General features: G+C 71.7%; 20 protein-coding genes and 1 pseudogene. 10 read left to right on the forward strand and 11 right to left on the reverse strand.

Annotation, left to right across the window (positions count from 1 at the left end; genetic code table 11):
* The first annotated feature begins 8 nt into the window (after positions 1–8).
* Positions 9–239: a hypothetical protein gene (locus K1T34_RS51735; RefSeq protein ID WP_220242076.1), complete on the forward strand. Its 231-nt coding sequence runs from the start codon at positions 9–11 to the stop codon at positions 237–239.
* 51 nt (positions 240–290) lie between these two features.
* Here the strand turns inward: K1T34_RS51735 and K1T34_RS51740 are convergent, their stop codons facing one another.
* Both K1T34_RS51740 and K1T34_RS51745 read right to left on the reverse strand, forming a co-directional pair.
* Positions 291–1,562 (reverse strand): HAMP domain-containing sensor histidine kinase, encoded by a 1,272-nt coding sequence (locus K1T34_RS51740; RefSeq protein ID WP_220242077.1) that lies wholly within the window; start codon positions 1,560–1,562, stop codon positions 291–293.
* 4 nt (positions 1,563–1,566) lie between these two features.
* A complete protein-coding gene (locus tag K1T34_RS51745) occupies positions 1,567–2,259 on the reverse strand; it encodes a response regulator transcription factor (protein WP_220242078.1) in 693 nt (230 codons plus the stop codon).
* 191 nt (positions 2,260–2,450) lie between these two features.
* On the opposite strand from K1T34_RS51745, the gene K1T34_RS51750 reads away from it, so the two are divergent.
* The 3 genes from K1T34_RS51750 to K1T34_RS51760 are packed head-to-tail and all read left to right on the forward strand — an operon-like array spanning position 2,451 to position 5,007.
* Positions 2,451–3,608 (forward strand): phosphodiester glycosidase family protein, encoded by a 1,158-nt coding sequence (locus K1T34_RS51750; RefSeq protein WP_220242079.1) that lies wholly within the window; start codon positions 2,451–2,453, stop codon positions 3,606–3,608.
* Positions 3,609–3,635: 27 nt separating this feature from the next.
* Complete coding sequence (locus K1T34_RS51755) at positions 3,636–3,995, forward strand: BlaI/MecI/CopY family transcriptional regulator (RefSeq protein ID WP_220242080.1); 360 nt, start codon at positions 3,636–3,638, stop codon at positions 3,993–3,995.
* A gap of 4 nt (positions 3,996–3,999) precedes the next feature.
* Complete coding sequence (locus K1T34_RS51760; protein ID WP_220242081.1) at positions 4,000–5,007, forward strand: M56 family metallopeptidase; 1,008 nt, start codon at positions 4,000–4,002, stop codon at positions 5,005–5,007.
* A gap of 159 nt (positions 5,008–5,166) precedes the next feature.
* Here K1T34_RS51760 and K1T34_RS54415 read toward each other — a convergent pair.
* From K1T34_RS54415 to K1T34_RS51770, 3 genes and pseudogenes are all read right to left on the reverse strand, one after another.
* Positions 5,167–5,703 (reverse strand): annotated as a pseudogene (locus K1T34_RS54415) (polysaccharide deacetylase family protein); the annotation flags it as partial.
* A complete protein-coding gene (locus tag K1T34_RS51765) occupies positions 5,610–6,659 on the reverse strand; it encodes a glycosyltransferase (RefSeq protein ID WP_220242082.1) in 1,050 nt (349 codons plus the stop codon). The pseudogene K1T34_RS54415 and the gene K1T34_RS51765, both read right to left, overlap by 94 nt.
* Positions 6,660–6,763: 104 nt before the next feature.
* A complete protein-coding gene (locus K1T34_RS51770) occupies positions 6,764–8,386 on the reverse strand; it encodes an alkaline phosphatase family protein (protein ID WP_370643594.1) in 1,623 nt (540 codons plus the stop codon).
* A gap of 281 nt (positions 8,387–8,667) precedes the next feature.
* Between K1T34_RS51770 and K1T34_RS51775 the strand changes: the two genes are divergently transcribed.
* The gene (locus K1T34_RS51775; protein WP_220242084.1) at positions 8,668–9,444 is read left to right on the forward strand and encodes a hypothetical protein; all 777 of its coding nucleotides are present in this window, start codon (positions 8,668–8,670) and stop codon (positions 9,442–9,444) included.
* 4 nt (positions 9,445–9,448) lie between these two features.
* Positions 9,449–10,555: a glycosyltransferase family 1 protein gene (locus K1T34_RS51780; protein ID WP_220242085.1), complete on the forward strand. Its 1,107-nt coding sequence runs from the start codon at positions 9,449–9,451 to the stop codon at positions 10,553–10,555.
* Between the two features lie 23 nt (positions 10,556–10,578).
* Here K1T34_RS51780 and K1T34_RS51785 read toward each other — a convergent pair whose 3' ends face one another.
* From K1T34_RS51785 to K1T34_RS51800, 4 genes are all read right to left on the reverse strand, one after another.
* On the reverse strand, positions 10,579–11,415 hold the full coding sequence (locus K1T34_RS51785) for an undecaprenyl-diphosphate phosphatase (protein WP_220242086.1): 837 nt from the start codon (positions 11,413–11,415) through the stop codon (positions 10,579–10,581).
* Positions 11,416–11,446: 31 nt separating this feature from the next.
* Positions 11,447–12,073, reverse strand: a complete 627-nt coding sequence (locus tag K1T34_RS51790; RefSeq protein WP_220242087.1) for a DedA family protein — start codon at positions 12,071–12,073, stop codon at positions 11,447–11,449.
* Between the two features lie 148 nt (positions 12,074–12,221).
* Positions 12,222–13,712, reverse strand: coding sequence for a glycosyltransferase family 39 protein (locus K1T34_RS51795; RefSeq protein WP_220242088.1), 1,491 nt, complete (start codon positions 13,710–13,712; stop codon positions 12,222–12,224).
* A 113-nt stretch (positions 13,713–13,825) separates the two neighbouring features.
* Positions 13,826–14,524: a TetR/AcrR family transcriptional regulator gene (locus K1T34_RS51800; protein WP_220242089.1), complete on the reverse strand. Its 699-nt coding sequence runs from the start codon at positions 14,522–14,524 to the stop codon at positions 13,826–13,828.
* Positions 14,525–14,603: 79 nt separating this feature from the next.
* Between K1T34_RS51800 and K1T34_RS51805 the strand changes: the two genes are divergently transcribed.
* Positions 14,604–15,332, forward strand: coding sequence for an SDR family NAD(P)-dependent oxidoreductase (locus K1T34_RS51805; RefSeq protein ID WP_255638184.1), 729 nt, complete (start codon positions 14,604–14,606; stop codon positions 15,330–15,332).
* Positions 15,333–15,336: 4 nt separating this feature from the next.
* Here the strand turns inward: K1T34_RS51805 and K1T34_RS51810 are convergent, their stop codons facing one another.
* The gene (locus K1T34_RS51810) at positions 15,337–15,942 is read right to left on the reverse strand and encodes a nitroreductase family protein (protein WP_220242090.1); all 606 of its coding nucleotides are present in this window, start codon (positions 15,940–15,942) and stop codon (positions 15,337–15,339) included.
* Positions 15,943–16,385: 443 nt separating this feature from the next.
* Between K1T34_RS51810 and K1T34_RS51815 the strand changes: the two genes are divergently transcribed.
* The 3 genes from K1T34_RS51815 to K1T34_RS51825 all read left to right on the forward strand — a co-directional run bounded on the left by K1T34_RS51815 (position 16,386) and on the right by K1T34_RS51825 (position 19,419).
* Positions 16,386–17,120 carry a transglycosylase family protein gene (locus K1T34_RS51815; protein ID WP_220242091.1) on the forward strand — a complete coding sequence of 245 codons (735 nt, stop codon included), beginning with the start codon at positions 16,386–16,388 and terminating at the stop codon, positions 17,118–17,120.
* 259 nt (positions 17,121–17,379) lie between these two features.
* A complete protein-coding gene (locus K1T34_RS51820; protein WP_220242092.1) occupies positions 17,380–18,528 on the forward strand; it encodes an acyl-CoA dehydrogenase family protein in 1,149 nt (382 codons plus the stop codon).
* Positions 18,529–18,618: 90 nt separating this feature from the next.
* Positions 18,619–19,419, forward strand: a complete 801-nt coding sequence (locus tag K1T34_RS51825) for an alpha/beta fold hydrolase (protein WP_220242093.1) — start codon at positions 18,619–18,621, stop codon at positions 19,417–19,419.
* Between the two features lie 41 nt (positions 19,420–19,460).
* On the opposite strand, the gene K1T34_RS51830 is transcribed toward K1T34_RS51825, so the two are convergent.
* Positions 19,461–20,153, reverse strand: coding sequence for a TetR/AcrR family transcriptional regulator (locus tag K1T34_RS51830; protein WP_220242094.1), 693 nt, complete (start codon positions 20,151–20,153; stop codon positions 19,461–19,463).
* Between the last annotated feature and the right edge of the window lie 115 nt (positions 20,154–20,268).

Below are 20,268 nucleotides of genomic sequence, written 5' to 3' on the forward strand. Positions count from 1 at the left end.
GTCGCCCGTTGCCCGTTGCACGCTTCAGCCGGCTCGACGTCGTCGGCAACAACACCGGATACGGGCTCTTCGGCGCCATCGAGGAGGTCGGCGAGGAACGGGCCCGCGCGCAGATCAAGACCAACCTGTTCGGCGCTGTGAATCACCCAGGCCGTGGTACCGATCCTGCGATGACCAAGCCCGGCGACACCAGGCGTGCCGAGCTGACGGAGTACGCGTCGGCGCTGCCCGCGCGGTGACCGTTTCTCGCTCGGCACCGGCCCCACGGTCGCCCCGAGACGCACCTCGGGTCAGGGCTCCAGCGGCAACAGCAGGGTGAAGAGGGCCGGCCGCGGGCGCGTCAGGCGCAGCCGCCCGCCTTCGGCCTCGGCCAGGCGGCGCGCGAGGGCGAGGCCGATCCCGGTGCCGCGGGCGCCGGGTGAGCGGCGGTGGAACACGTCCGTGCCCGGGGTGATCCCGTCGCCTTCGTCGGCGACGTCGACCGCGAGCACTCCGCCGGCGTCGCGGGCGGTGATCGTGACGGTGCCGGCGCCGTGGCGCAGCGCGTTGTCCAAGAGCACGGTCATGATCTGCCGCAGCACCGGACCGGACAGCCGCGCGCCCGCGACGACGGGTTCCACGGCCAGCACGAGCTCGCGTCCGGGCCCGGCCAGCGCGGGCGCCCACTCCAGCTCGAGGGCGGCGAGCTCGTCGGCCGCAGCGGTGGCGTCGCGCACCGGCGGAGTGTCGCGGGCGAGGGCGAGCAGGTCGGTGACGGTCCGGTCGAGCCGCCCGGTCGTCGCGACGCCGGCCTCGACCACGTCGCGCAGGTTCGCGCGAGGGTTCTCCAGCGCGGCCTCCAGCTGCAGGCGAAGGCCGGCGAGCGGGGTGCGCAGCTGGTGCGACGCGTCGGCGGAGAAGGCACGTTCACGGGCGAGCAGGTCGTCGAGCCGCACGGCGGTGGAGTCGAGGGACTCGCCCACCGAGTCGATCTCGGGAATCCCGGCCCGGCCCGCGCGGATGCTGAAGTCGCCGTCGCCGAGGTCGCGCGCGGTCGCCGACAGCTGTTCGAGCGGGCGGGCCAGCCGACGCGCCTGGCTGCGGGCCACCAGGTACGCCGACAGCAACGCGACGACGGCCAGGCCGGCCATGCCGAGCCAGGTCAGGCCGGTGTGCCAGTAGACCTCGGTGCGCGAGGTGGCCGCGCGGACCTGCGCGACGACCGTTCCGTCGTCGTCGAGCGGGACGATCACCACGAGGTCGTCGTCGGTGTCCGCGGTGACGACGCCGTCCGTTTCCCCGGCCGGGGCGAGCGCGGGCGGGCCGACGCCGGCGAGCAACGCGCCTTGGGGGCTGTAGACCGCGACGGAGGTGGGATCTTCGGTCTCAGGAGTGCGATCCGGCGTGCGGTGGCGCAGGAGGTCGCCCGAGACGTCGAGCGCGTAGGCGTCGGCGGCGCGTTCGAGCTCGGCACGCTCGGCCGTGACGAAGTAGCGCGCCACGGCGACGGCGAGCGGGACGCCGAACAGCCCGATCGCGACCAACGCGGCGAGCACCGTCGTCAGGACGATGCGGCGGCGCACGGGCTCACCCTTCCGGTTCCTCGAGCCGGTAGCCGTGCCGGCGCAGCGTGGCGATCTCCGGCATCGGGCCCACACCGCCGGCCTCGGCGAGTTTGCGCCGCAGCGTGGCGATGTGGACGTCGAGCGTTTTGGTCGAGCCGAACCAGTGCGCGTCCCAGACGTCGGCCATCAGCGTTTCCCGGCTCACGGCGTTGCCCGGTTCCTGTGCCAGCCGCAGCAGAAGCTCGAACTCCTTGGCCCGCAAAGGAAACTCGGTGCCGTCCACAGTGACCCGCCGCGCCGCCGGGTCGATCCGCAGCCGGCCGAGGGTGATCTCGCCCTGGCTCCGGTCGGTCGAATGGCGGCGCAGGTGCGCCCGAAGGCGGGCGTGCAGCTCGCCGAGCGGCACGGGCTTGACCAGGTAGTCGTCGGCGCCCGCTTCGAGGCCGACGACCACGTCCATCTCGTCGGCGCGCGCGGTGAGCATCACGATCACGCAGGCGGGCAGCGCGCCGCGCAGCTCGCGGCAGACCTCGGTGCCGTCGAGGTCGGGCAGGCCGAGGTCGAGCAGCACCAGGTCGCACGGCTGATTCGCGGCGTCGTGCAGGGCGGTGCGCCCGTGGGTGTGCCACGCGACTTCGTGCCCGTGCTGGGCCAGGCTCGCGTGCAGGACCTCACCGATGGTGCGGTCGTCTTCGACGAGGAGAACTCGGGCCATGCGCCGAGAATATCCGCGTTTACGGGTTTCGGTGCGGGCGGCGATCATTTTGCCTTCCGCTAACCTGACTGGAACCATTTCTTACCTCCGGCCCGGGTGAAATGCGTTCCCGTTCACCGTCGAATGCGTTTTTCCCGGTCGCTAACCCGCGGCTTTCCGGGCGTGCACCAGGCCCGGAATAGCTTGCGGACATGTCCGCTGATCAGCCCTTCCCGCGCCCGGTTCCGTCCCCGCAGGCACCCCTGGGCCCACGGCCGAAGCGCCGTCGGCGCCGGCTCGCGCTCCTGGTGATCGCGGCCCTGCTGGCCTACCCCGCCGGCACCTACGGCTACGCGCTCACCTATCCCGGCGACGCGAGCGTCGCCGTCCGGACCGTGGATTGGCTGCGTGACCTCGGTCTCGGCGGTGTGGTCAACGCCGTCGAGAACTGGTGGTTCACGCGGCACCCGCCCTCGAGCGCACCGCCGCCGCCCCGCGACCTGCCCTCCACGGGAGGTATCGCGGCCGGCGGGGCGGGTCCACGCCCGCGAAACCTGCCCGTCGGTCCGGGCGCGGCCGCCGGCGCGGGCGAATGGCTCCCGGGCGCGCGCAGCGGCGGCCAGGTAGCCGAATACACGACGTTCCTCCAGCCCGATCCCGCCCACGCGAGTGTCGTCGCCGGAGTCGCTTGGCTGAACCAGTCACTGGTGCGCACACAATTGTTCTCCGGCACGAAAGACCCCGGCGGTCCCGGCCCGGCCGCGATTCCCGCCGAACTGCGCGGCACCCTCGTCGCCGCGTTCAACTCCGGTTTCAAGCTGAAGGACTGCAACGGCGGCTACTACCTCGACGGCACCACCGTCGCGCCCCTGCACGACGGCATGGCATCGGTCGTGATCGACGACACCGGACGCGTCTCCGTCGCCCAATGGGGCCGTGACGCCACCATGAACCCGCACCTCACCGCTGTGCGCCAGAACCTCGACGTCGTGATCGACCACGGCGCCCCCGTGCCCGGCCTCGACCTCAACCCGGCCGGCCATTGGGGCAGCGCGTCGAACCAGTTCCAGTACACGTGGCGCTCGGGCCTCGGCACCGACCGCGCCGGCAACCTCCTCTACGTCGGCGGCACCGGGCTCACCCTGCACACCCTCGCCGACGCCATGGTCCAAGCCGGCATCCAGCAGGGCATGGAGCTCGACATCCACTCCCCGATGGTCACCTTCACCAGCTACCGCCCCGACGCGCCGGGCCTTGCGCCGGACAAGCTCCTGCCGACGATGCCCGGCAACCTCACCCGTTACCTGCAGGCCGACCAGCGTGACTTCTTCGCCACGTCGCTCCGGTTCCGGCCGCCGACGGCACCGTGAACTACGACACCAGTGTAGATTCAGGCCATGCGCAGGGGACCTGGTGAGCTCGAGGCCGAAGTGCTGGCCGTGCTCTGGCAGCACGGCGCGGCCTCCGCGGCGGACGTGCGGCAACGGCTCGGCGACGACACGCTCGCCTACACCACCGTGGTGACGATCCTGTCCCGCCTCTACGAGAAAGACGTCGTCACGCGGGAGAAGCGGGGCCGCATGTTCGTCTACAGCCCGGCGGAAGACGCCCCGGGCCTGGCGGCGCGGCGGATGCGCGCGGTACTCGACGGAGAGGCCAACCGCGAGAGCGTGCTGGCCCGGTTCGTGTCGAACCTGTCGGCCGACGACGAGCAGGCGCTGCTCAACCTCCTTCAGCACGACCGAAAAGGCGAGTGAGACCGTGGGCGCCGGCCTGCTCGTTCCGCTCGTCCTGCCGGCAGCGTCGTGGCCGGTGGCCCGCTGGCTCGCGCCGCGGCTGTCACCGCGGGCCGCGACGCGGCTGCTGACGTTCCTGGCACTGGTGTTCGCGGCGGGCAGCGGCGGGGCTTTGGCCGTGGGTGCTCTCGCCGGGCTGTCGCTGGTGCCCGTGGTCGCCGAGCTCGGGCACTTCACTCCCGCGACGTTCACCGCCGGCATGCCGATCCCGGTGGCGATCGTCTGCTGCGCGCTTCTGATCGCCGCGGCGCTCTCGGCTGTGCACGCGTGCCACCGCCACTGGCGTTGGTACCGGCGGGTGCACGCGGAGCTGGACGAGCATTCCCGCGAAGGCGGCGTGGTGGTCCTGCCGGGAGCGGAGCCCGTGGCGTTCGCCATCGCCGGGCGCGGCGGCCGCATCGCCGTGTCCACGGGGATGCTCGCCGCGCTCGAACCCGGTGAGCGGGCCGCCCTCCTGCAGCACGAGCGGGCGCACCTGCGGTTGCGTCATCCGAGCTATGCCGCGGTCGGCGTTCTCGCCACGGCGCTGAACCCGCTCGTTCGCCCGCTGACGGCGGCGGCCCGGTTCGCGATGGAACGCTGGGCCGACGAAGCCGCCGCGTCCGGCGTCGGCGACCGGCGCGTGGTCGCGACGGCGGTGGCCAAGGCCGCGCTGGCGGACCGCGGGCACGGCTCGTACGCGCTCGCCGCCGGCGGCGGCCCGGTGCCGCAGCGGGTACGCGCACTGCTCGACGCCCCCGTGTCACCGCCGCGCCGTCGCGGCGTGCTGACCGCCTTCGCGGTTGCCGTGGTGCTCGGCTGCTGCGGCTGGTCCGCCGGCGCCGGCGCGCAGGCCGCGATCGCGTTGCACGCCGACATCGAGGCCGCCCAGCTGGCCTCGTGCGTTTCCGGCTCCGTGGTCGCACAGCGGCCCCACCGCGAGGCCGCGGTCCGCGCAGCCGGCCAGGATCGCCGGGAGTGCGCCGAGCGCTGAGCGCCACGAACCGACGGTCGAGGAAGCGACGTCGGAGTCGTGCAACAGGATCGTGCCACCGGGGCGAAGTCCCTTGTGGACTGTCGCGGCCACCGACGCCGGGGTCGCGCGGGCGGACCAGTCGAACCCCCAGGTCGTCCACAGCACGGGCCGCAGGCCCAGCTTTCGCGCGGTGATCAGGGAGCTCGTCGAAAACACCCCGTAGGGCGCCCGCAGCCACCGCGGCCGGACGCCGGCGACGTCGGTGATCAGCTCGGCCGTGCGCGCGAGGTCGTCGTGCAGGCCCGAGGGCGAACGGCGCAGGAAACAGCGGTGGTTCCAGCCGTGCACCGCGACCTCGTGCCCGGCAGCGACGATCTCGCGCCCGAGCTCCGGGCAACGGGCGAGCTCACGGCCGAGCACGAAAAACGTCGCTCGCGTCCCGGTTTTCGCCAGCAGCGCAAGGAAACGCGGCGTCGAGCGGGGATGCGGCCCGTCGTCGAACGTAAGCGCGACATGGCCGGGGTTGCCCACTCCCGCCAGCGCGGCGGAGCGCAGGGCCGGCAAGAACAACGCGGCCGGAGCGGCGTGGCCGGCGAGCGCGGCCAGAGCCGCCGCGCGGATCACCCGGCCACCTCGACCGGCATGGCCGGCACGGTTTCCCCGGCCAGCGCGGCACGCACGGCCGGGCCGAGCGCGTCCGGCGTCCGCACCCACGGCACCGTGCCCTCCTGGTCCAGCACAGCGGCGTTGGCGCGGCCGTGGCCAGGCAGGCAGCGGTAGGTCAGCACCGGCAGCCCCGTCGCAAGGGCTTCGGAAGTCGTGAGCCCGCCCGCGTTCTGGACCACGACGTCGCACGCGCGCATCAGGTCGGCCATCGTGTCCACCCAGCCGAACACGTGCCGGAGGCCGGCGCTGCGCAGGCGTTCGCGCAACGCGTCGTTGCGGCCGCAGACGACCACGGGCTCGGCCGAGCCGTCGGCGCGCAGATCGGCCACCGTCCGCTCGACCTCGCCGACGCCCCAGGACCCGGAGACGACCAGGGCCAGCGCGCGATCCGCGGGCAGGCCGTACGCGAACCGCAGCCGCGTCCGCTCGGCCGTGCCGGCGACCGGCCGGAACGCGGGCGCGACCAGTGGCGGCGCGACCAGCACGCGGCCCGCGCCCCAGGCTCGCGCCTGCCGTGCCGCGGTCTCATTGGGTGCCACCGTCAGGTCGGCCTGCGCGCTCACGCACAGCCGGTGCACCGAGGGATCCGTCAGGTACGCCACCAGCCCCGGCGCGAGCCGTCCGCGCGCCCGCAGGTGCGCCGCCGCGTGCGTCGCGAGCGGGTAGGTCGACACTACCAGCCGGGCGTCGTCGCCCACCACCTCGGCCAGTCCGGCGGACGCAAGTGCCGCGAGCCGCCGGGCAGTCGCCGCGAGCGCCGGTGAACCGAGCGCCCCCAGCAGCCAGTCCCAGCTGCGCGGGGCGACCTGCAGCTGCCGGTGGTAGGCACCGCACAGCGTCTGCCCGAGCCGGCCCGGCAGCAGGTCGAGGAAGTCGACGCGGTCGGCGCGCACTCCCCGCTCGGCCAGCCATCGGGCGAGCTCCCGCGCCGCACCGTCGTGCCCGGCGCCGACCCGCGCGGACACGATCACCACTCGATCGCCTTCGTAAATTTCTACAGGCATGTAGTAAATCTACATTCATGTAGTCATTCGAGGCTTCCGGGTGCGCCCGAGCCTGTTTCGTCCAGTCTCCGGCGCCCGCACGAGCGGTGCGGGCGCCGGCCCCACTACCGGCCGAGTTCCGGCAGCACGCGGGTGCCTTCCGCGCGCACCGCCGCGAGCGACCGCGGGTCGAGGCGCAGCAGCCGCAGGATCGTCGGCGCGATCTGCGTGGTCTCCACCGCGGCGCCGACGCTCAGCCCGCGGCCGGTGCCGCCGACGACCAGGGGAACGGACCGATCGTCGGCGGCGGCGCCGCCGTGTTCGGCGATCTTCGACTGCCCGCCGGTGAACACCACACCGGGCACGGTGAGGCCGACGAGGTCGGGCACCCGGTCGTCGCCGGGGCGCACGCCGAAGTAGCGGGCGGCGTCGGCTCCCGCGTGGGCGGTCGTCAGTCCGGAGTGGACGAACGGCTTCGGCGCGCCGGTGACCCCGTTGCCGGTGCCGGACCGCGCGAGGAGGTAGTTCTTCGCGAACGTCGTGGCCGCGGCCGAGCGGTCGGTGAGCCACAACAGCAGCGCGTCGTCGTCGGTCGACTGGGCCACGAGGTCGGCCGCGCCCGGGTGGGCCGCGCGCCACGCCGCGTTGAGACCGTCGAGCAGGGCGCCGTCGTCGATGCGGGTCAGCGCGTTCGGGTCGATCGGCGACTGACCGTGCTTGGCGGACAACACGATGGTCGTGCTGCGGTCGAGGTGGCGACGCTCGAGTTCCGCCGTGAAAGCACCGAGCTGTCGGTCCACGAAGTCCAGCGCCGAGCGCACGACCGGGCCGGGCGCGCCGCCCGCCAGGTACCCACCGGCCTGACCGCCGGAGACGGGGAGCTTCTGCGCGGTCGACACCGACTGGAAGTTCAGCCCGAACACCGCCGGCGTGCCGACCTTCGCGGTGCCGCTGTGGTCGTAGCCGTCGATCTCGTTGAGCACCGCACGGGCCTTGTACGAGTCGTAGCGCTGGGTCGCGGCGTTGTCCGTGGTCCAGTCCGCTCCGGACCCGCCGCCGGGCACCTGGCTGTTGATCTCCGGCGTGAACAGGTCCTGCACGCCGGTGCCGGACGGTCCGTTCAGCAGTTCGTAAGCGGGGTGCTTGTCCGACCACGCGGTGCGCAACCCGGCCTGGCGAGCCACCTCGAAGACCGTGTTCACCTGAAGGTACTGGTGCGGGTAAACGGGTTCGCACGTGCGCGGGTCGACCGGCAGCTTCGCCGGGTCGATGAGCGTGCGCGGGTTCCCGGTCATCTTCAGCACGCTGTCGGGCAGACCGGCGAGACCCTGTCCGGCGTCGACGGAACTCTTGTCGCGGTCGAGATCCTCGGTGTAGTCCACGACCGCGCCCGGCTTCACGCCGGCGCAGTTCGTGGTGCCCGCGGGCAGCAGCGCCCGGTTGTAGGTGGCGTCGTAGTACACGCCGGTCGTCGCGGGGTTGCCGCCGGTGACCTGGGCGACGAGGCCGGGGAACGAGTCCGAGGGCACGGGCGTGTTCGCGTGCGTGTACTGCGTGCCGTGCGCCACCAGGCTCGCGAGCGCCGAGTGCGGGTGGGCCGCGGTGTACCAGGCGAGGTCCGACTGGTGCATGCCGTCGACCGAGACGAGCAGCACGTGCCGCTGCTCGGGCTGCGCCGCGGCGGCCGGCAATGCCGTGGCGAACAATCCCGCTGCGGCGAGAAGAGCGAACAAAGGGGTACGCGACACGGATCTTCCTCCTGTCATCCGGCGCCCGCCGGCTGCGGCGCCCGGGGTATTCCAAGCCCCGGAAGAGGACTCCAGGAAACGCCGGAGAGAACAAAGCGTGAAATGACTTTCCGGATACAGCAGCGAAAACCGGCGACAAGATACCGTCCTGAAGGTTAGCGGAAGGTTTTCCGGAAGCAATTTTTCCGCAAGCGGTAAACCGGCAAAACAATCATCAAGAACATCGAAGGAACAATCATTCCGGTGTCGGGAAGAAACTCGGCACCTGGGAGGATTTCCCCATGACGACAGCGGAACTGAGCGGCGGCGGTCCTCGTGCCGGGCACCGCACCGCGAGCAAGGTCCCGGAAGTCACCGCCCTGTTCTGGGTGATCAAAGTGCTCACGACCGGCGTCGGCGAGACGACAAGTGATTTCTTCGCCCACACCGTGGATCCCGTGATCGCGGTGGCCGGGGCGGGCCTCGTGCTCGCCGGCGCGCTCACCGCGCAGTTCCGGTCCCGCGCGTACCGCCCGTGGCTGTACTGGATGACCGTGGTGCTGGTGAGCGTGTTCGGCACGATGGCCGCCGACGCCGCCCACGTCGGCTTCGGCGTGCCCTACGCGGTGTCGGCGGGCGTGTTCGCGGTCGCGCTTGCCATCGTTTTCCTGCTGTGGCACCGCTTCGAACACACTCTGTCCATTCACGACATCACCACGCCGCGGCGCGAGGCGTGCTACTGGCTCGCCGTCGGCACGACCTTCGCGCTCGGCACCGCGCTCGGCGACCTCACCGCCACGACCCTGCACCTCGGCTACCTCGGCTCGGGACTGGTGTTCGCGGTCGTCATCACCGTCCCGCCACTGGCCCGGCGGTTCGCGGGCCTCGGGTCCGTCGCGACGTTCTGGGCCGCCTACGTCCTGACCCGGCCGCTGGGCGCCTCGTTCGCCGACTGGCTCGGCGTCGGGCCTGAGCGAGGCGGCGTCGGAGCGGGCACCGGCCCCGTGAGTCTCGCTCTGCTGCTGGTGATCGCGGCGCTCGTGGGCGCGTCGCGGGCTGCCGGGCGACGGACCCGGTGACGCGGTGCGCATCGCGTTCGTGACCGAGACGTGGCTGCCGTCCACCGACGGGATCGTGACCAGGCTCGTCGCCACCGTGCGCGAACTGCACGCGCGGGGCCACGACGTGCTGATGATCGCCCCGGAAGCCGGCGGCCCGAGCGGCCTCGCCGGCGCGCGGGTTCGCACCGTCCCGACCGTCGGTGCGAAGTTCCTCTACGGCGGCAAACGATGGGGCCTGCCGCTCCCCCGCGTCGCCGACCACCTGCGCGAGTTCGACCCCGACGTGGTGCACCTGGTCAACCCGGTGCTGCTCGGCGTCGCGGGGCTACTCGCCGCGCGGAAACAGGACCGGCGGATCGTCGCTTCGTACCACACGGACGTCGCCAGCTACGCGCGTCACTACCGGCTCGGCGCAGCCGTGCCGCTGATCTGGACACTGCTTCGAGCCCTACACCGGCGCGCGCACCTCAACCTCGCGACGTCGAGCGCGTCGGTCGAAGACCTGGCGCGCCACGGCATCGAGCGGGTCCACCTGTGGCCGCGCGGCGTCGACCTCGAGCGCTTCCGCCCCGCGTCGAGCCGGCACACCGACGGGCGCCCGGTCGCGCTCTACGTCGGCAGGCTGGCCTCGGAGAAGGGCCTGCACCGGCTCGCGCCACTGGCCGAGGGCTTCCGCCTGGTGCTCGTCGGCGACGGCCCGGCCCGCGCCCACCTCGAACGCACGCTGCCGGCGGGCACGGTCTTCACCGGCATGCTCCACGGAGACGCGCTCGCCGAGGCCTACCGCACGGCGGACCTGTTCGTCTTCCCGTCCACAACGGACACTCTCGGCCTCGTGCTGCTGGAGGCCCTCGCCAGCGGCCTGCCTGTGCTCGCCGCCGAAAGCCCCGCAGCGCGCTCGACGCTCTCCGGCACCACGGCCGCCGAGTTCTTCCCCGTCGACCGGCCGGCCGACCTGCCCGCCCACGCCCGCGCGCTGCTGAGCGCCGACCACCGCGCCGAGGCACGCCGCCACGCCGCCGGGTCCGGGTGGGACACGGCCACGGAACAACTGCTGGCGCTGTACGCCGAGACGTTCGGCTTGGGCCGCCGCCGACACACTCCGGCCCGCCGGATCCGCGCTTCCTGACCCCCACGCCGGCCCGGCGCGGCTCAGGCCGACAGCACGCCCGAGGTCAGCGCGGCCAGCAGCGCGACCCCCACCACGAGCCGGTAGATCACGAACGCCGTGAACGTGTGCGCCGCGACGAACTTCAGCAGCCACGCGATCGTGGCGTAGGCCACGACGAACGACACGACCGTCCCGACCACGAGCGGCAGCACGTCCAGGCCGCCGCCGAGCGCGTCCTTCAGCTCGTAGAGCCCGGCGCCGGTCAGCGCCGGGATCGACAGGAAAAACGACAACCGCGTGGCCGCGACCCGGTCCAGGCCCCGCAGCAGACCGGTCGAGATCGTCGCGCCGGAACGGGAAAACCCGGGGAACAGCAGCGCGAGGATCTGCGACGAGCCGACCAGCATCGCGTCGGCGAACGTGGACTCGGCCTCACCGCGTTTGCCCGTCCCGAACCGGTCCGCCGCCCACATGATCCCGCTGCCCGCGATGAGCGAGATCGCGACGACCCACAACGACGCGAGCGGCCCCTTCACCAGCGACTGGAACAGCAGGCCGGCGACGACGATCGGGATCGTGGCGAGGATGACCCACCAGGCGAACTTGTAGTCGTGCTCCTGGCGCGCCCGCGAGTTGACCAGCCCGCGACCCCACGCGGCGGCGAACCGCACGATGTCGCGGAAGAAATACACCAGCACCGCGGCGATGGCACCGACCTGGATCACTGCGGTGAACCCGACCACGGACTGCTCGTCGACGGGGATGCCGAGCAGTCCTTCGGCGATCTTGAGGTGGCCCGTGGAGGACACGGGCAGGAATTCGGTCAGGCCTTCCACGATCCCGAGGATCACGGACTGGCCGAGGTCGATCGCGCTCACTTCGTTTTTCCTTTGTCGTGCGACGAGAACATCAGGACCCGGCGTCGCGGCGCTGCTTGCGGCTCCGGAGAACCTCGAGCGCCAGCGGGATCAGCGAAACGATCACCACGAGCGCGATGATCGGCAGCAGGTACTGGTCGATCCCTGGGACGCTCGCCCCGAGAAGATACCCGGCGACCGTGACCCCGACCGACCACAACAGCCCGCCCAGGACCTGCCACAGCGTGAACGTCCGCGCGGGCACGTCGAGAACGCCCGCGAGCGGGTTCAGCACAGTCCGCACGACCGGGATGAACCGGGCCAGGACGATCGCCTTCGCATGGCCGTAACGCGTGAACAACTCCTCGGCCCGGCTCATCCCCCGATGCAGATGCGCGTTGCCCGTCCGCGCCAGCAACGCCCGGCCCCCGCGCCGGCCCAGCACGAACCCGGTCTGCGCCCCCAGCAGCGCACCGGCGACCGCGGCCACCAGCACCAGCGGCAAAGACAGGTGGACGGTCGCCGTGGCGCTGGTGGTGCAGAACAGCCCCGCGGTGAACAGCAACGAGTCACCGGGCAGGAAGAACCCGACCAGCAAACCGGTTTCGGCGAACAGCGCGAGGAACACCCCCGCTGCGCCGAGGCTCGAGAGCCACGACGTCGCGCTCAACGGATTCATGCAGCAGACCGCCTTCCCCGGAAGCCCAGATCTTCGACAACGATGTAGTATTTCTACACCACTGTCGTTTTAACGGCGATCAGCCCCACCCCGGAGAGAGGCTCGTGCGTCACCCGGCCTGCGCGCCCAGCTGCGGCCGCTGAGGCGCTCAGTCGAGATGGCTGAGTCCCGGCCACAGCTGCGCCCAGGTGCCATGGGGTTGGCGGCACAGGTAGATCGCCGCGTGGTTCGTGGTTTCTTCGTTCGCGACGCCGCCGGGGGTGGTGATGGGCGCGATCTCGCGGACGTCGGACCAGAAGCGGCGCAGGTAGTCCGGGCCCCACTCCCCCACGCACAGCACGGTGTCCGGGGTGCCTGCGGGCGAGCCCCACAGGAGGTAACCGTTGTGGGCGCTGGAAACCGGCAGCTGCAGGCCCGCGTCGGGGCCGAGGAGGGTCAGGGCGCCGGCTTCGCCGTAGTTGCTGGTGAAAACGCTGGAGCCGGGCGGCAGGGTGTCGGCCACGGCCGTGACCTGGCGAACGACATCGGGCCAGCCGTAAGTCTCCACCAGCTGCGGGTTGACCGAGGCGAACACGCGTTCCGCACTCACCGGCAACACGGGCAGTCCGATCAGCACCGCGAACACCCCCGAGAGCACGATCGCGATCCGCCATCGCCGTGGGGTGACCGCGTACCGGGTTTCGGCCCACACCCCACCCGCGGCGAACAGGCCGATCAAGGCCGGCGCCGCGTAGTAGCTCTTGCCGCCGCCCGCGGTGAAGACGACCACGGCGGTCACCGCGACGACGAGCACCCACCGGTGATCACGGTTCCCGGCCAGCCACCGCACCCCGAAGATCCACAGGGCGATCAGCGGCGGGCCGGCGAGCACCAGCAGCAGCAGCGGCACGTTCGGCAGCGCCCCGAGCGGCCCGCCCTGCTCGGCCGAGAGCACGCCGGCCATGCGGAACTGCGCCCAGCTGTGCTGCGCGTTCCACACCACGTTGGGCGCGACCAGCACCGCGGCCAGCGCACCGGCCAGCCACGGCCCGGGTGTCCGCAGCACAGTGCGCCGGAACAGGGCCAACCCCACGACAACACCGAGCAGCAGCACTCCGACGGTGTACTTGTTCTCCAGCCCGATCCCGGTCACCGCGCCGGCCAGGAGCCACGCGCGGACGGTGCCCGACCGCAGCGCCCTCGCCACCGCGACGAACACCGCGGCCCAGGCCAGCTGGTCCGTGACCGTCGTGCCGAACAACATCGAGCCGGCGACGAACACGGGACACGCCGCGATCGCCGCGGCCGTGATGGTCTGAGCACGAGAGCGGCCGCCGAACTCCGCCGCGAGCTTGGCGGCCAGCAGGACACAGCCCAGCTGCGCGGCGATCGCGAGCAGCCGCAGGGGCAGGACACCACCCGGCAGGTCGGCGGCCAGCCGCGCCAGCAACGGCGTCAGCGGCGGTTGGTCGGGGTAGCCCCAAGCGAGGTGCCGGCCGGAGACCACGTAGTAGAACTCGTCGCGGTGCCAGCCGAAGCGCGCCGCCACCGCCAGGTGCACGACTCCGGCCACGGCGACCACCGCCAGTACCGGGCGCCACGCCAGCCGCTCGGCTCGGGCGACCGGCCTGTCGGTTTCGATCTTTCCCGTGTCATGCATGGCTTCTCGCCTTCCGGTCAGGACGGGGACGGGGCACGAACACTGCAGGCATGGACGGCCGGTCTGTCCCTCGCGGACTTTCGCTTGTCGCGAAGGACATCTCGACCTTCACGTCAGGACGAGGGACGGGGTACGAACGCGGCCAGCACCAGATGGCGGACCGTGGCCCGGCAGGCGTCGTCGTCGAGGCGGGCGGAGTCGGGGTCGCCGAGGCGGTGCCAGGCGAACCACGCGATGGTCTCGACGATGAAGCGCGCCGCGGCCGGCACGTCGGGGACGGCGCCCAGCGCGCCGGAGCGGATCCGCCGGGTGAGGTAGTCGGCGAGGGTGTCGAGCATGCCGCGGCGCCGCTGCACGAAGTAGTACTGCGCGAGCTCGGGCAGGTCGGCCGCGCATCGTTCGACGAGGGCGAGCAGGTGGCGGTTGCGTTCGATGAAGCCGTAGAGCTCGTCGACGATCGCGCCGAGCTCGTCGGCAACGGGTCGCTGCCTCCGGCCGGCGGACGCGGCCAGCGCGGGGAGGCCGCTGTCGTCGGCGGCCCAGCCGTCGATCAGCGCCACGATCTCCTCCGGCGTCGGCGTGGGCACCGGAGTGGCCAGCGTGTCCACCGCGTCCGGCCGGATCAGGCGCAGCAAAGCCAGGTACAGCAACGCTTCCTTGCTCTTGGCATAGGTGTAGACCGCGCCGTGGCTCAGCCCGAGGGCCGCGGATACGTCGGACACGCCGGCCGCCTGGTAGCCCTTGGCCATGAACACCCGGGCCGCAGCCTCGGCGATCTCCCCCACCGGCCGCGCCGGCACTCTCCCTCGCACGGGCCCAGTATTGATTGACTGACCGAGTCAGTCAACAGTCGGCGCATTACAAGGGGGCGAGAACGAAGGGAGCCGTCACGTGACGACGAAGAGCCCGGTGGCGCTGGTGACCGGCGCGGCCGGGGGCATCGGCGCCGCCGTGTGCCGCGCGCTGGCCAGGCAGGGGCACCGCGTCGTGGTGCACGATTTCGGCAAACCCGAGGCGGGCGACGCGCTCGTCGCGGAGCTTCCGGACGCCGTGTACGTGGACGGCGACATCTCTGACCCCGGGGTGGCGCCGAAGCTGGTGGCCGCTGCCGTCGAGCGGTGGGGCCGGCTCGACGTGGTCGTGAACAACGCCGGCATCGCGCGGCAGATCCCGCACCGGGACCTCGACGCCGTGCCGGACGAATGGTGGGACCAGGTCCTCGGCGTCAACCTGCTCGGTCCCTGGCACCTTTCGCGCGCCGCGGCGCCCGCGTTGCGAGCGACGCGCGGCGCGATCGTCAACGTGGCGTCGGTGGCCGGGCTCACCGTGAGCGGCAGTTCGATCCCGTACGCGGTCAGCAAAGCCGGGCTGATCCACCTGACCAAGCTGCTCGCGGTCGCGCTGGCGCCCGAGATCCGCGTCAACGCGATCGCCCCCGGCTACATCGACACCCCGCTCACCCACGACTGGACGGACCTGCGCGACACCGTCGGCGAGCGGGCGCCACTGAGCCGACTGGGCGCGCCCGAAGACGCGGCGGCCGCCGTGCTGAGCCTGCTGAACAGCCCGTACACGACCGGCGCCGTGCTGACCGTCGACGGTGGCCTGAACTTGATCTGACGGCTCAGCTCTGCCAGGTGATCAGCTGGTCCAGCGACAGCTTCTGACGCTTTCCCGCACTGCCGCTCGGCGGCGCGCCCGGGTCTTCGGCCGAGTAGCCGAGCGTCAGGACGCCCGTCAGCGACACGTCTTCGGGGAAGCCGGTGAGGGCGTGGACCGCCTCGAACTGGGCCCGCTCGCCGGGGCCGAAGAAGCCCGTGGCGAGGCCCTCGTCGGTGGCGGCGAGCTGCAGCAGCGACAGCAGCGCGCCGCTGTCGAACCACCAGTACGGGACGGTCCACTCCCCTTCCGCGCCGTCGTCGTCGGTTTTGTCGGCTTCCTGGTAGCGCTCGTGGTAGGACGCCTCCCGGATCCCGACCGCGATGTGCACGGGCGCCTCGGAGATCCACGCCGGGAGGCCGAGGTCGAGGTACGGCTTCTCGGCGATCTCGGCGATGCGGGCGCGGACGTCGGGCGCCGTGATCACCGCGAGCCGGTGCCCCTGGCTGAAACCCGCACTCGGCGCGCGGCGGACCACCCGCACCACGCGGCGCAGGACGTCTTCGGGCACGGGTTCGGGCCGGTAGGCCCGGACCATCCGGCGGTGGCGCAGAACCTCGGAGAACTCCATGTGATCAGCATGGCGCAAGATCCACCACGCCCGCCTGCGTTCCGCCGAACCGAGACACCCGAGCGCATCGGAGTCGAAAACTAGTGCCGATTGGCGAACTGTGTGCGAAGTGGGAAAGTTTTCTCCGAGACCGGTTCCGCGTCGAACAGGCAACTCGTCGAGCAGATTTCGTTGGGGCAAAGCCAAGATCTACTCACCAACTGGCCACCATCTGACATGACACATTGTTGCCCCGCCACTACGCGCGTTGATGATCTGTGTCGCTTCCCACGGAGTCTGTACACATGTCGTTGCTTGTTCTTAACCTTCTCGTGCTTTCGCGGTGACCTGCGATCCACCCCCGAGGATCAGCGGCCGGAAGCCACCGCGAGACTCCGGCAGACGTGGCCCTCCCCTGGCCGCGGAGCCGGGTGCGCGGTGTGAAAACGAAGGAGCCCACCCCCGTGGGGCGACACAGCAAACCCAGCCACACCAAAACCGTCCTGAAACGCACCGGCGCGACCGCGGCTCTCGCGAGCGCCGCGCTCGGCGGCATCGGCCTCGTCAGCGCCGGCACGGCCAACGCCTTCCCCGGGCAGGCCGGACTGGTCAAGTGCGAGAGCTCCGGCAACCCGACCGCGGTCAACAACACCGCGGCCGGCCAGCGCGCCGGACGCCCGGCCGGTCTGTTCCAGATCGTGACCGGAACCTGGCTCGCCAACGGTGGCGGCCAGTTCGCCCCGACCGCGGACAAGGCCTCCCCCGCCCAGCAGCAGGTCGTCGCGGACCGGATCTACGCCAGGTCGGGTTCGGCGCCGTGGGAGTGCAGCACCGGCTCCGGCCCGGCCGGCTTCGGCTCGTTCTCGGGCCAGCTGAGCACCGGGTCCGCCGACAGTGGCGCCGCCACCGGCCGCAGCAAGGCCAAGGCGGCCAAGCCCCAGGCGAAGACCCAGCTCAAGGCCAAGGCGAAGCCGCAGGTCAAGCAGCAGGCGAAACCGCAGGTCAAGAGCACGCCCGCGGCCGGCGCGACGCGGTCGAACCCCAACGGCGACTACACCGTCGTCGCGGGCGACACCCTGTCGGGCATCGCCGCGCGCACCGGCATCGCCGGTGGCTGGCAGCACCTGCAGCAGCTGAACTCGGCGTACGTCCCCGATGCCGACCTGATCCTGGTCGGGCAGAAGATCGCCACGAAGTGACCCCCGTCCGCGTCCGCGCCGCTTTCCCCCGGGCGCCGCGGACGCGGACGGCGAGCCACCGCGGGTCCCCCGCCGCGGGTGCGCTCGGGCACCTTCGGCGAGTTCGCGGCGGAAGGCGCGCGGGGTAAGCGGGCTCTCGTTGTGGGAACACCGGCCCGCCTACCCCGCTCGTCCCCGCCGGCACGCACCAGTCGTCGCCTTTACTCACCAAACAGACGTCAGGTAGTTTCGCCCCAGCCGACAGAAGCGGGGTGGGGCGGTGCAGCGCGCGGTGTACGACGCCGAACACGAGGCGTACCGGGACAGCGTCCGGCGGTTCGTGGCGACCGAGGTGGTTCCGCACCGTGAACGCTGGGAAGCCGCCGGCCGCGTCGACCGCGAGCTGTTCCGCGCCGCCGGGAAAGTCGGGCTGCTCGGCATCTCCGCACCCGAGGAGCACGGCGGAGGCGGCAGTGCGGACTTCCGCTTCAACGCCATCCTCAACGAGGAACTGGCCGCCGCGGACGTGTTGGGCGCGGGGCTCGGGTTGTCGCTGCAGGCGGACATCGCGTTGCCCTACCTCGTGGACCACTGCGCGGCGGACCAGGCCGCCCGCTGGCTGCCCGGCGTGGTCGCCGGCGAGACCATCCTCGCGCTGGCGATGACCGAACCCGGCGCGGGTTCCGACGTCGCGGCGATCACCACGCGAGCCGTGCGCGACGGCGAGCACTACGTCGTCAACGGCACCAAGACCTTCATCACCAACGCCCTCAACGCCGACCTCGTCATCACCGCGGTGAAAACCGACCCCGCGGCGGGCCGCAAGGGCATCTCGCTGCTGGTCGTCGAGGCCGACCGCGCGGGGTTCCGCCGCGGCGCGAAGCTGGCCAAGGTCGGGCAGCACGCCGCCGACACCGCCGAGCTGTTCTTCGACGACGTCCGCGTGCCGGCGGCCAACCTCCTCGGAGACGAGGGCCGCGGCTTTTACCTGATGATGAACCACCTCAGCCAGGAGCGCCTCGCCGTCGCCGTGCAGGCCACCGCGCAGGCGCGCCGGGCCTACGAGCTGTGCGTGGAGTACGCGAAGAGCCGCGAGGCGTTCGGCAGCCCCATCGGTTCGTTCCAGCACAACCGGTTCGTGCTGGCCGAGATGAAAACCGAGACCGAGATCGCGCAGTCCTACGTCGACCGGCTGCTGCTCGCCCACAGCCGCGGCGAGCTGGACGCCGTCGAGGCGGCGCAGGCGAAGTGGTGGACCACCGAGCTGTGCCAGCGGGTCGTCGACCGCGGGGTGCAGCTACACGGCGGCTACGGCTACATGGCCGAGTACCCCATCGCCCGGGCCTGGACCGACAGCCGGATCCAGACCATCTACGCGGGCACCACCGAAGTCATGAAAGAGATCATCGGCCGCTCGCTGGGCTTTTGACCCGAGCGGGCGCCGCGTCCGTCTTGGATGTGGCCCGGGCCACTGCTAAGCTCGGCCACCAAACGACCGGTAGATTCGAGTGAGGCAACGATGCCCGACCTGACGATGCGCGACGGCACCCGGCTGCACGTCCGGGACGAAGGAGCCGGCCCCATCCTGCTGCTCCTGCCCGGCTGGGGCGTCTCCACGTGGTGGTTCCGCAAGCAGTTCGAGACGCTCACCGCCTCGTTCCGGGTCGTGTCCTACGACCCGCGCGGGCAGGGCGAGTCGGACAAGACCACCCGCGGTCAGCGGACCGCACGGCTCGCGGCGGATCTCGCCGAGGTCGTGGCGTGGACGGGCGACGAGCCGGTGCACCTGGTGGCCTGGTCCGGCGGCGGGTCCACGGCTCTGCAGTACGTCGAGCTGTTCGGGACGGATCGCCTGCGCACGCTGACGCTGGTCGGCGCGAGCCCGAAGCTGCTGAAGTCCGAGGGCTGGGACCTGGGCTTCGCGGACCTCGAAGGCCTGCTGGGCTGGGTCGGGCTGGTCGGCAGCGACTTCGGCGCCGCGGCGGAAAGCCTGCTGCCGGCGTTCTTCGCCGCCCCGCTTTCGCCTGAGGACCGTGAAGCCACGCTGGCCGAGATGCGCCGCTGCGATCAGGCGGCGATGGCGCTGGCGTCGTGGGACTTCATCATCCAGGACTACCGCGACGTGCTGGAGCTCATCAAGGTCCCGACGCTGGTCATCACGGGCGCGGACGACGTCGCGGTGCCGGCGGGCAACGCGCCTTACCTGCACGAGCACATCGCCGGATCCCGGCTGGAGATCATCGAGAAGGCCGCGCACTGCCCGTTCCTGGAGCAGCCCGAGCGGTTCGACGCCGCGCTGCGGAAATTCCTCGACGCCTGACACTCACCGCTGCGGGCCGGGACCACCCGGCTCGCGGCGAGTCAGCTTTCCGACGCCGTGGTTTCCTTGCCCCGCTTGGGTTTGGCGGGCTTTTCGGACGGCAGCACGCCGTCAGCCGCGAGACTGTGGACGATCAGGTCGGCGAAGTGCTCGCCGATCTGCTTCGGCGTGAACTCTCCCCCGGGCCGGAACCAGCGGTACACCCAGTTCACCGACCCGAGGATCGACAGGCTCGCCAGCTTGGGGTCGATGTCCGCGCGCACCAGGCCTTCGGCCTTGCCCTTCTGGACCAGGCCGAGGAACACCGAGCGGTACGCGTGCTCGCCGCCGAGGATCTCGGCCTGCCGTTCCTCCGGCAGCGCCGCCATCTCGTGCAGGAACACGGTGGTCCCCGTGAGGTTGCTGCACATGTGGTCGACGTGCCCGATCACCACGTTGCGCAGGCGCTGCAACGGGTCACCCGGCCGGCTCGCCAGTTCGACGATGTTGGCGAGGCCCTGGCGGTGGACCTCGCTCATGACCTCGAAGAGCAGGTCTTCCTTCGAGTGGATGTAGTAGTAGAGACTCCCCTTGAGCAGCCCGAGCCGGTCGGCGATGTGCTGCAGCGAAGCGCCTTCGTAGCCCTTTTCGTAGAAGACCTCGGTGGCGACGGCGAACAGCTCCGCCCACCGTTCCTCACGGGGTTTGCGCGAACCACCGCCGCGTCGCTCCGCCCTGCCCGCCGGCTGCCGCACCCGGACCACCCTCATTCGTGAGCTTCGCCGCCGGGCGCACTGGGCACGAGCGGACCTTTCGAAACCATCAATCTACCAAACGACCGATTAGTCAACCACCGGCCGTGGTCCCGGC

This window comes from Amycolatopsis sp. DSM 110486, assembly GCF_019468465.1.
Taxonomy (GTDB): domain Bacteria; phylum Actinomycetota; class Actinomycetes; order Mycobacteriales; family Pseudonocardiaceae; genus Amycolatopsis.

Coding starts and splice junctions, on each gene's coding strand:
- K1T34_RS51795 (WP_220242088.1), bottom strand. CDS start 13,712: ATGCATGACACGGGAAAGATCGAAACCGACAGGCCGGTCGCCCGAGCC.
- K1T34_RS51775 (WP_220242084.1), top strand. CDS start 8,668: ATGACGACAGCGGAACTGAGCGGCGGCGGTCCTCGTGCCGGGCACCGC.
- K1T34_RS51765 (WP_220242082.1), bottom strand. CDS start 6,659: ATGCCTGTAGAAATTTACGAAGGCGATCGAGTGGTGATCGTGTCCGCG.
- K1T34_RS51790 (WP_220242087.1), bottom strand. CDS start 12,073: ATGAATCCGTTGAGCGCGACGTCGTGGCTCTCGAGCCTCGGCGCAGCG.
- K1T34_RS51745 (WP_220242078.1), bottom strand. CDS start 2,259: ATGGCCCGAGTTCTCCTCGTCGAAGACGACCGCACCATCGGTGAGGTC.
- K1T34_RS51810 (WP_220242090.1), bottom strand. CDS start 15,942: ATGGAGTTCTCCGAGGTTCTGCGCCACCGCCGGATGGTCCGGGCCTAC.
- K1T34_RS51825 (WP_220242093.1), top strand. CDS start 18,619: ATGCCCGACCTGACGATGCGCGACGGCACCCGGCTGCACGTCCGGGAC.
- K1T34_RS51755 (WP_220242080.1), top strand. CDS start 3,636: ATGCGCAGGGGACCTGGTGAGCTCGAGGCCGAAGTGCTGGCCGTGCTC.
- K1T34_RS51750 (WP_220242079.1), top strand. CDS start 2,451: ATGTCCGCTGATCAGCCCTTCCCGCGCCCGGTTCCGTCCCCGCAGGCA.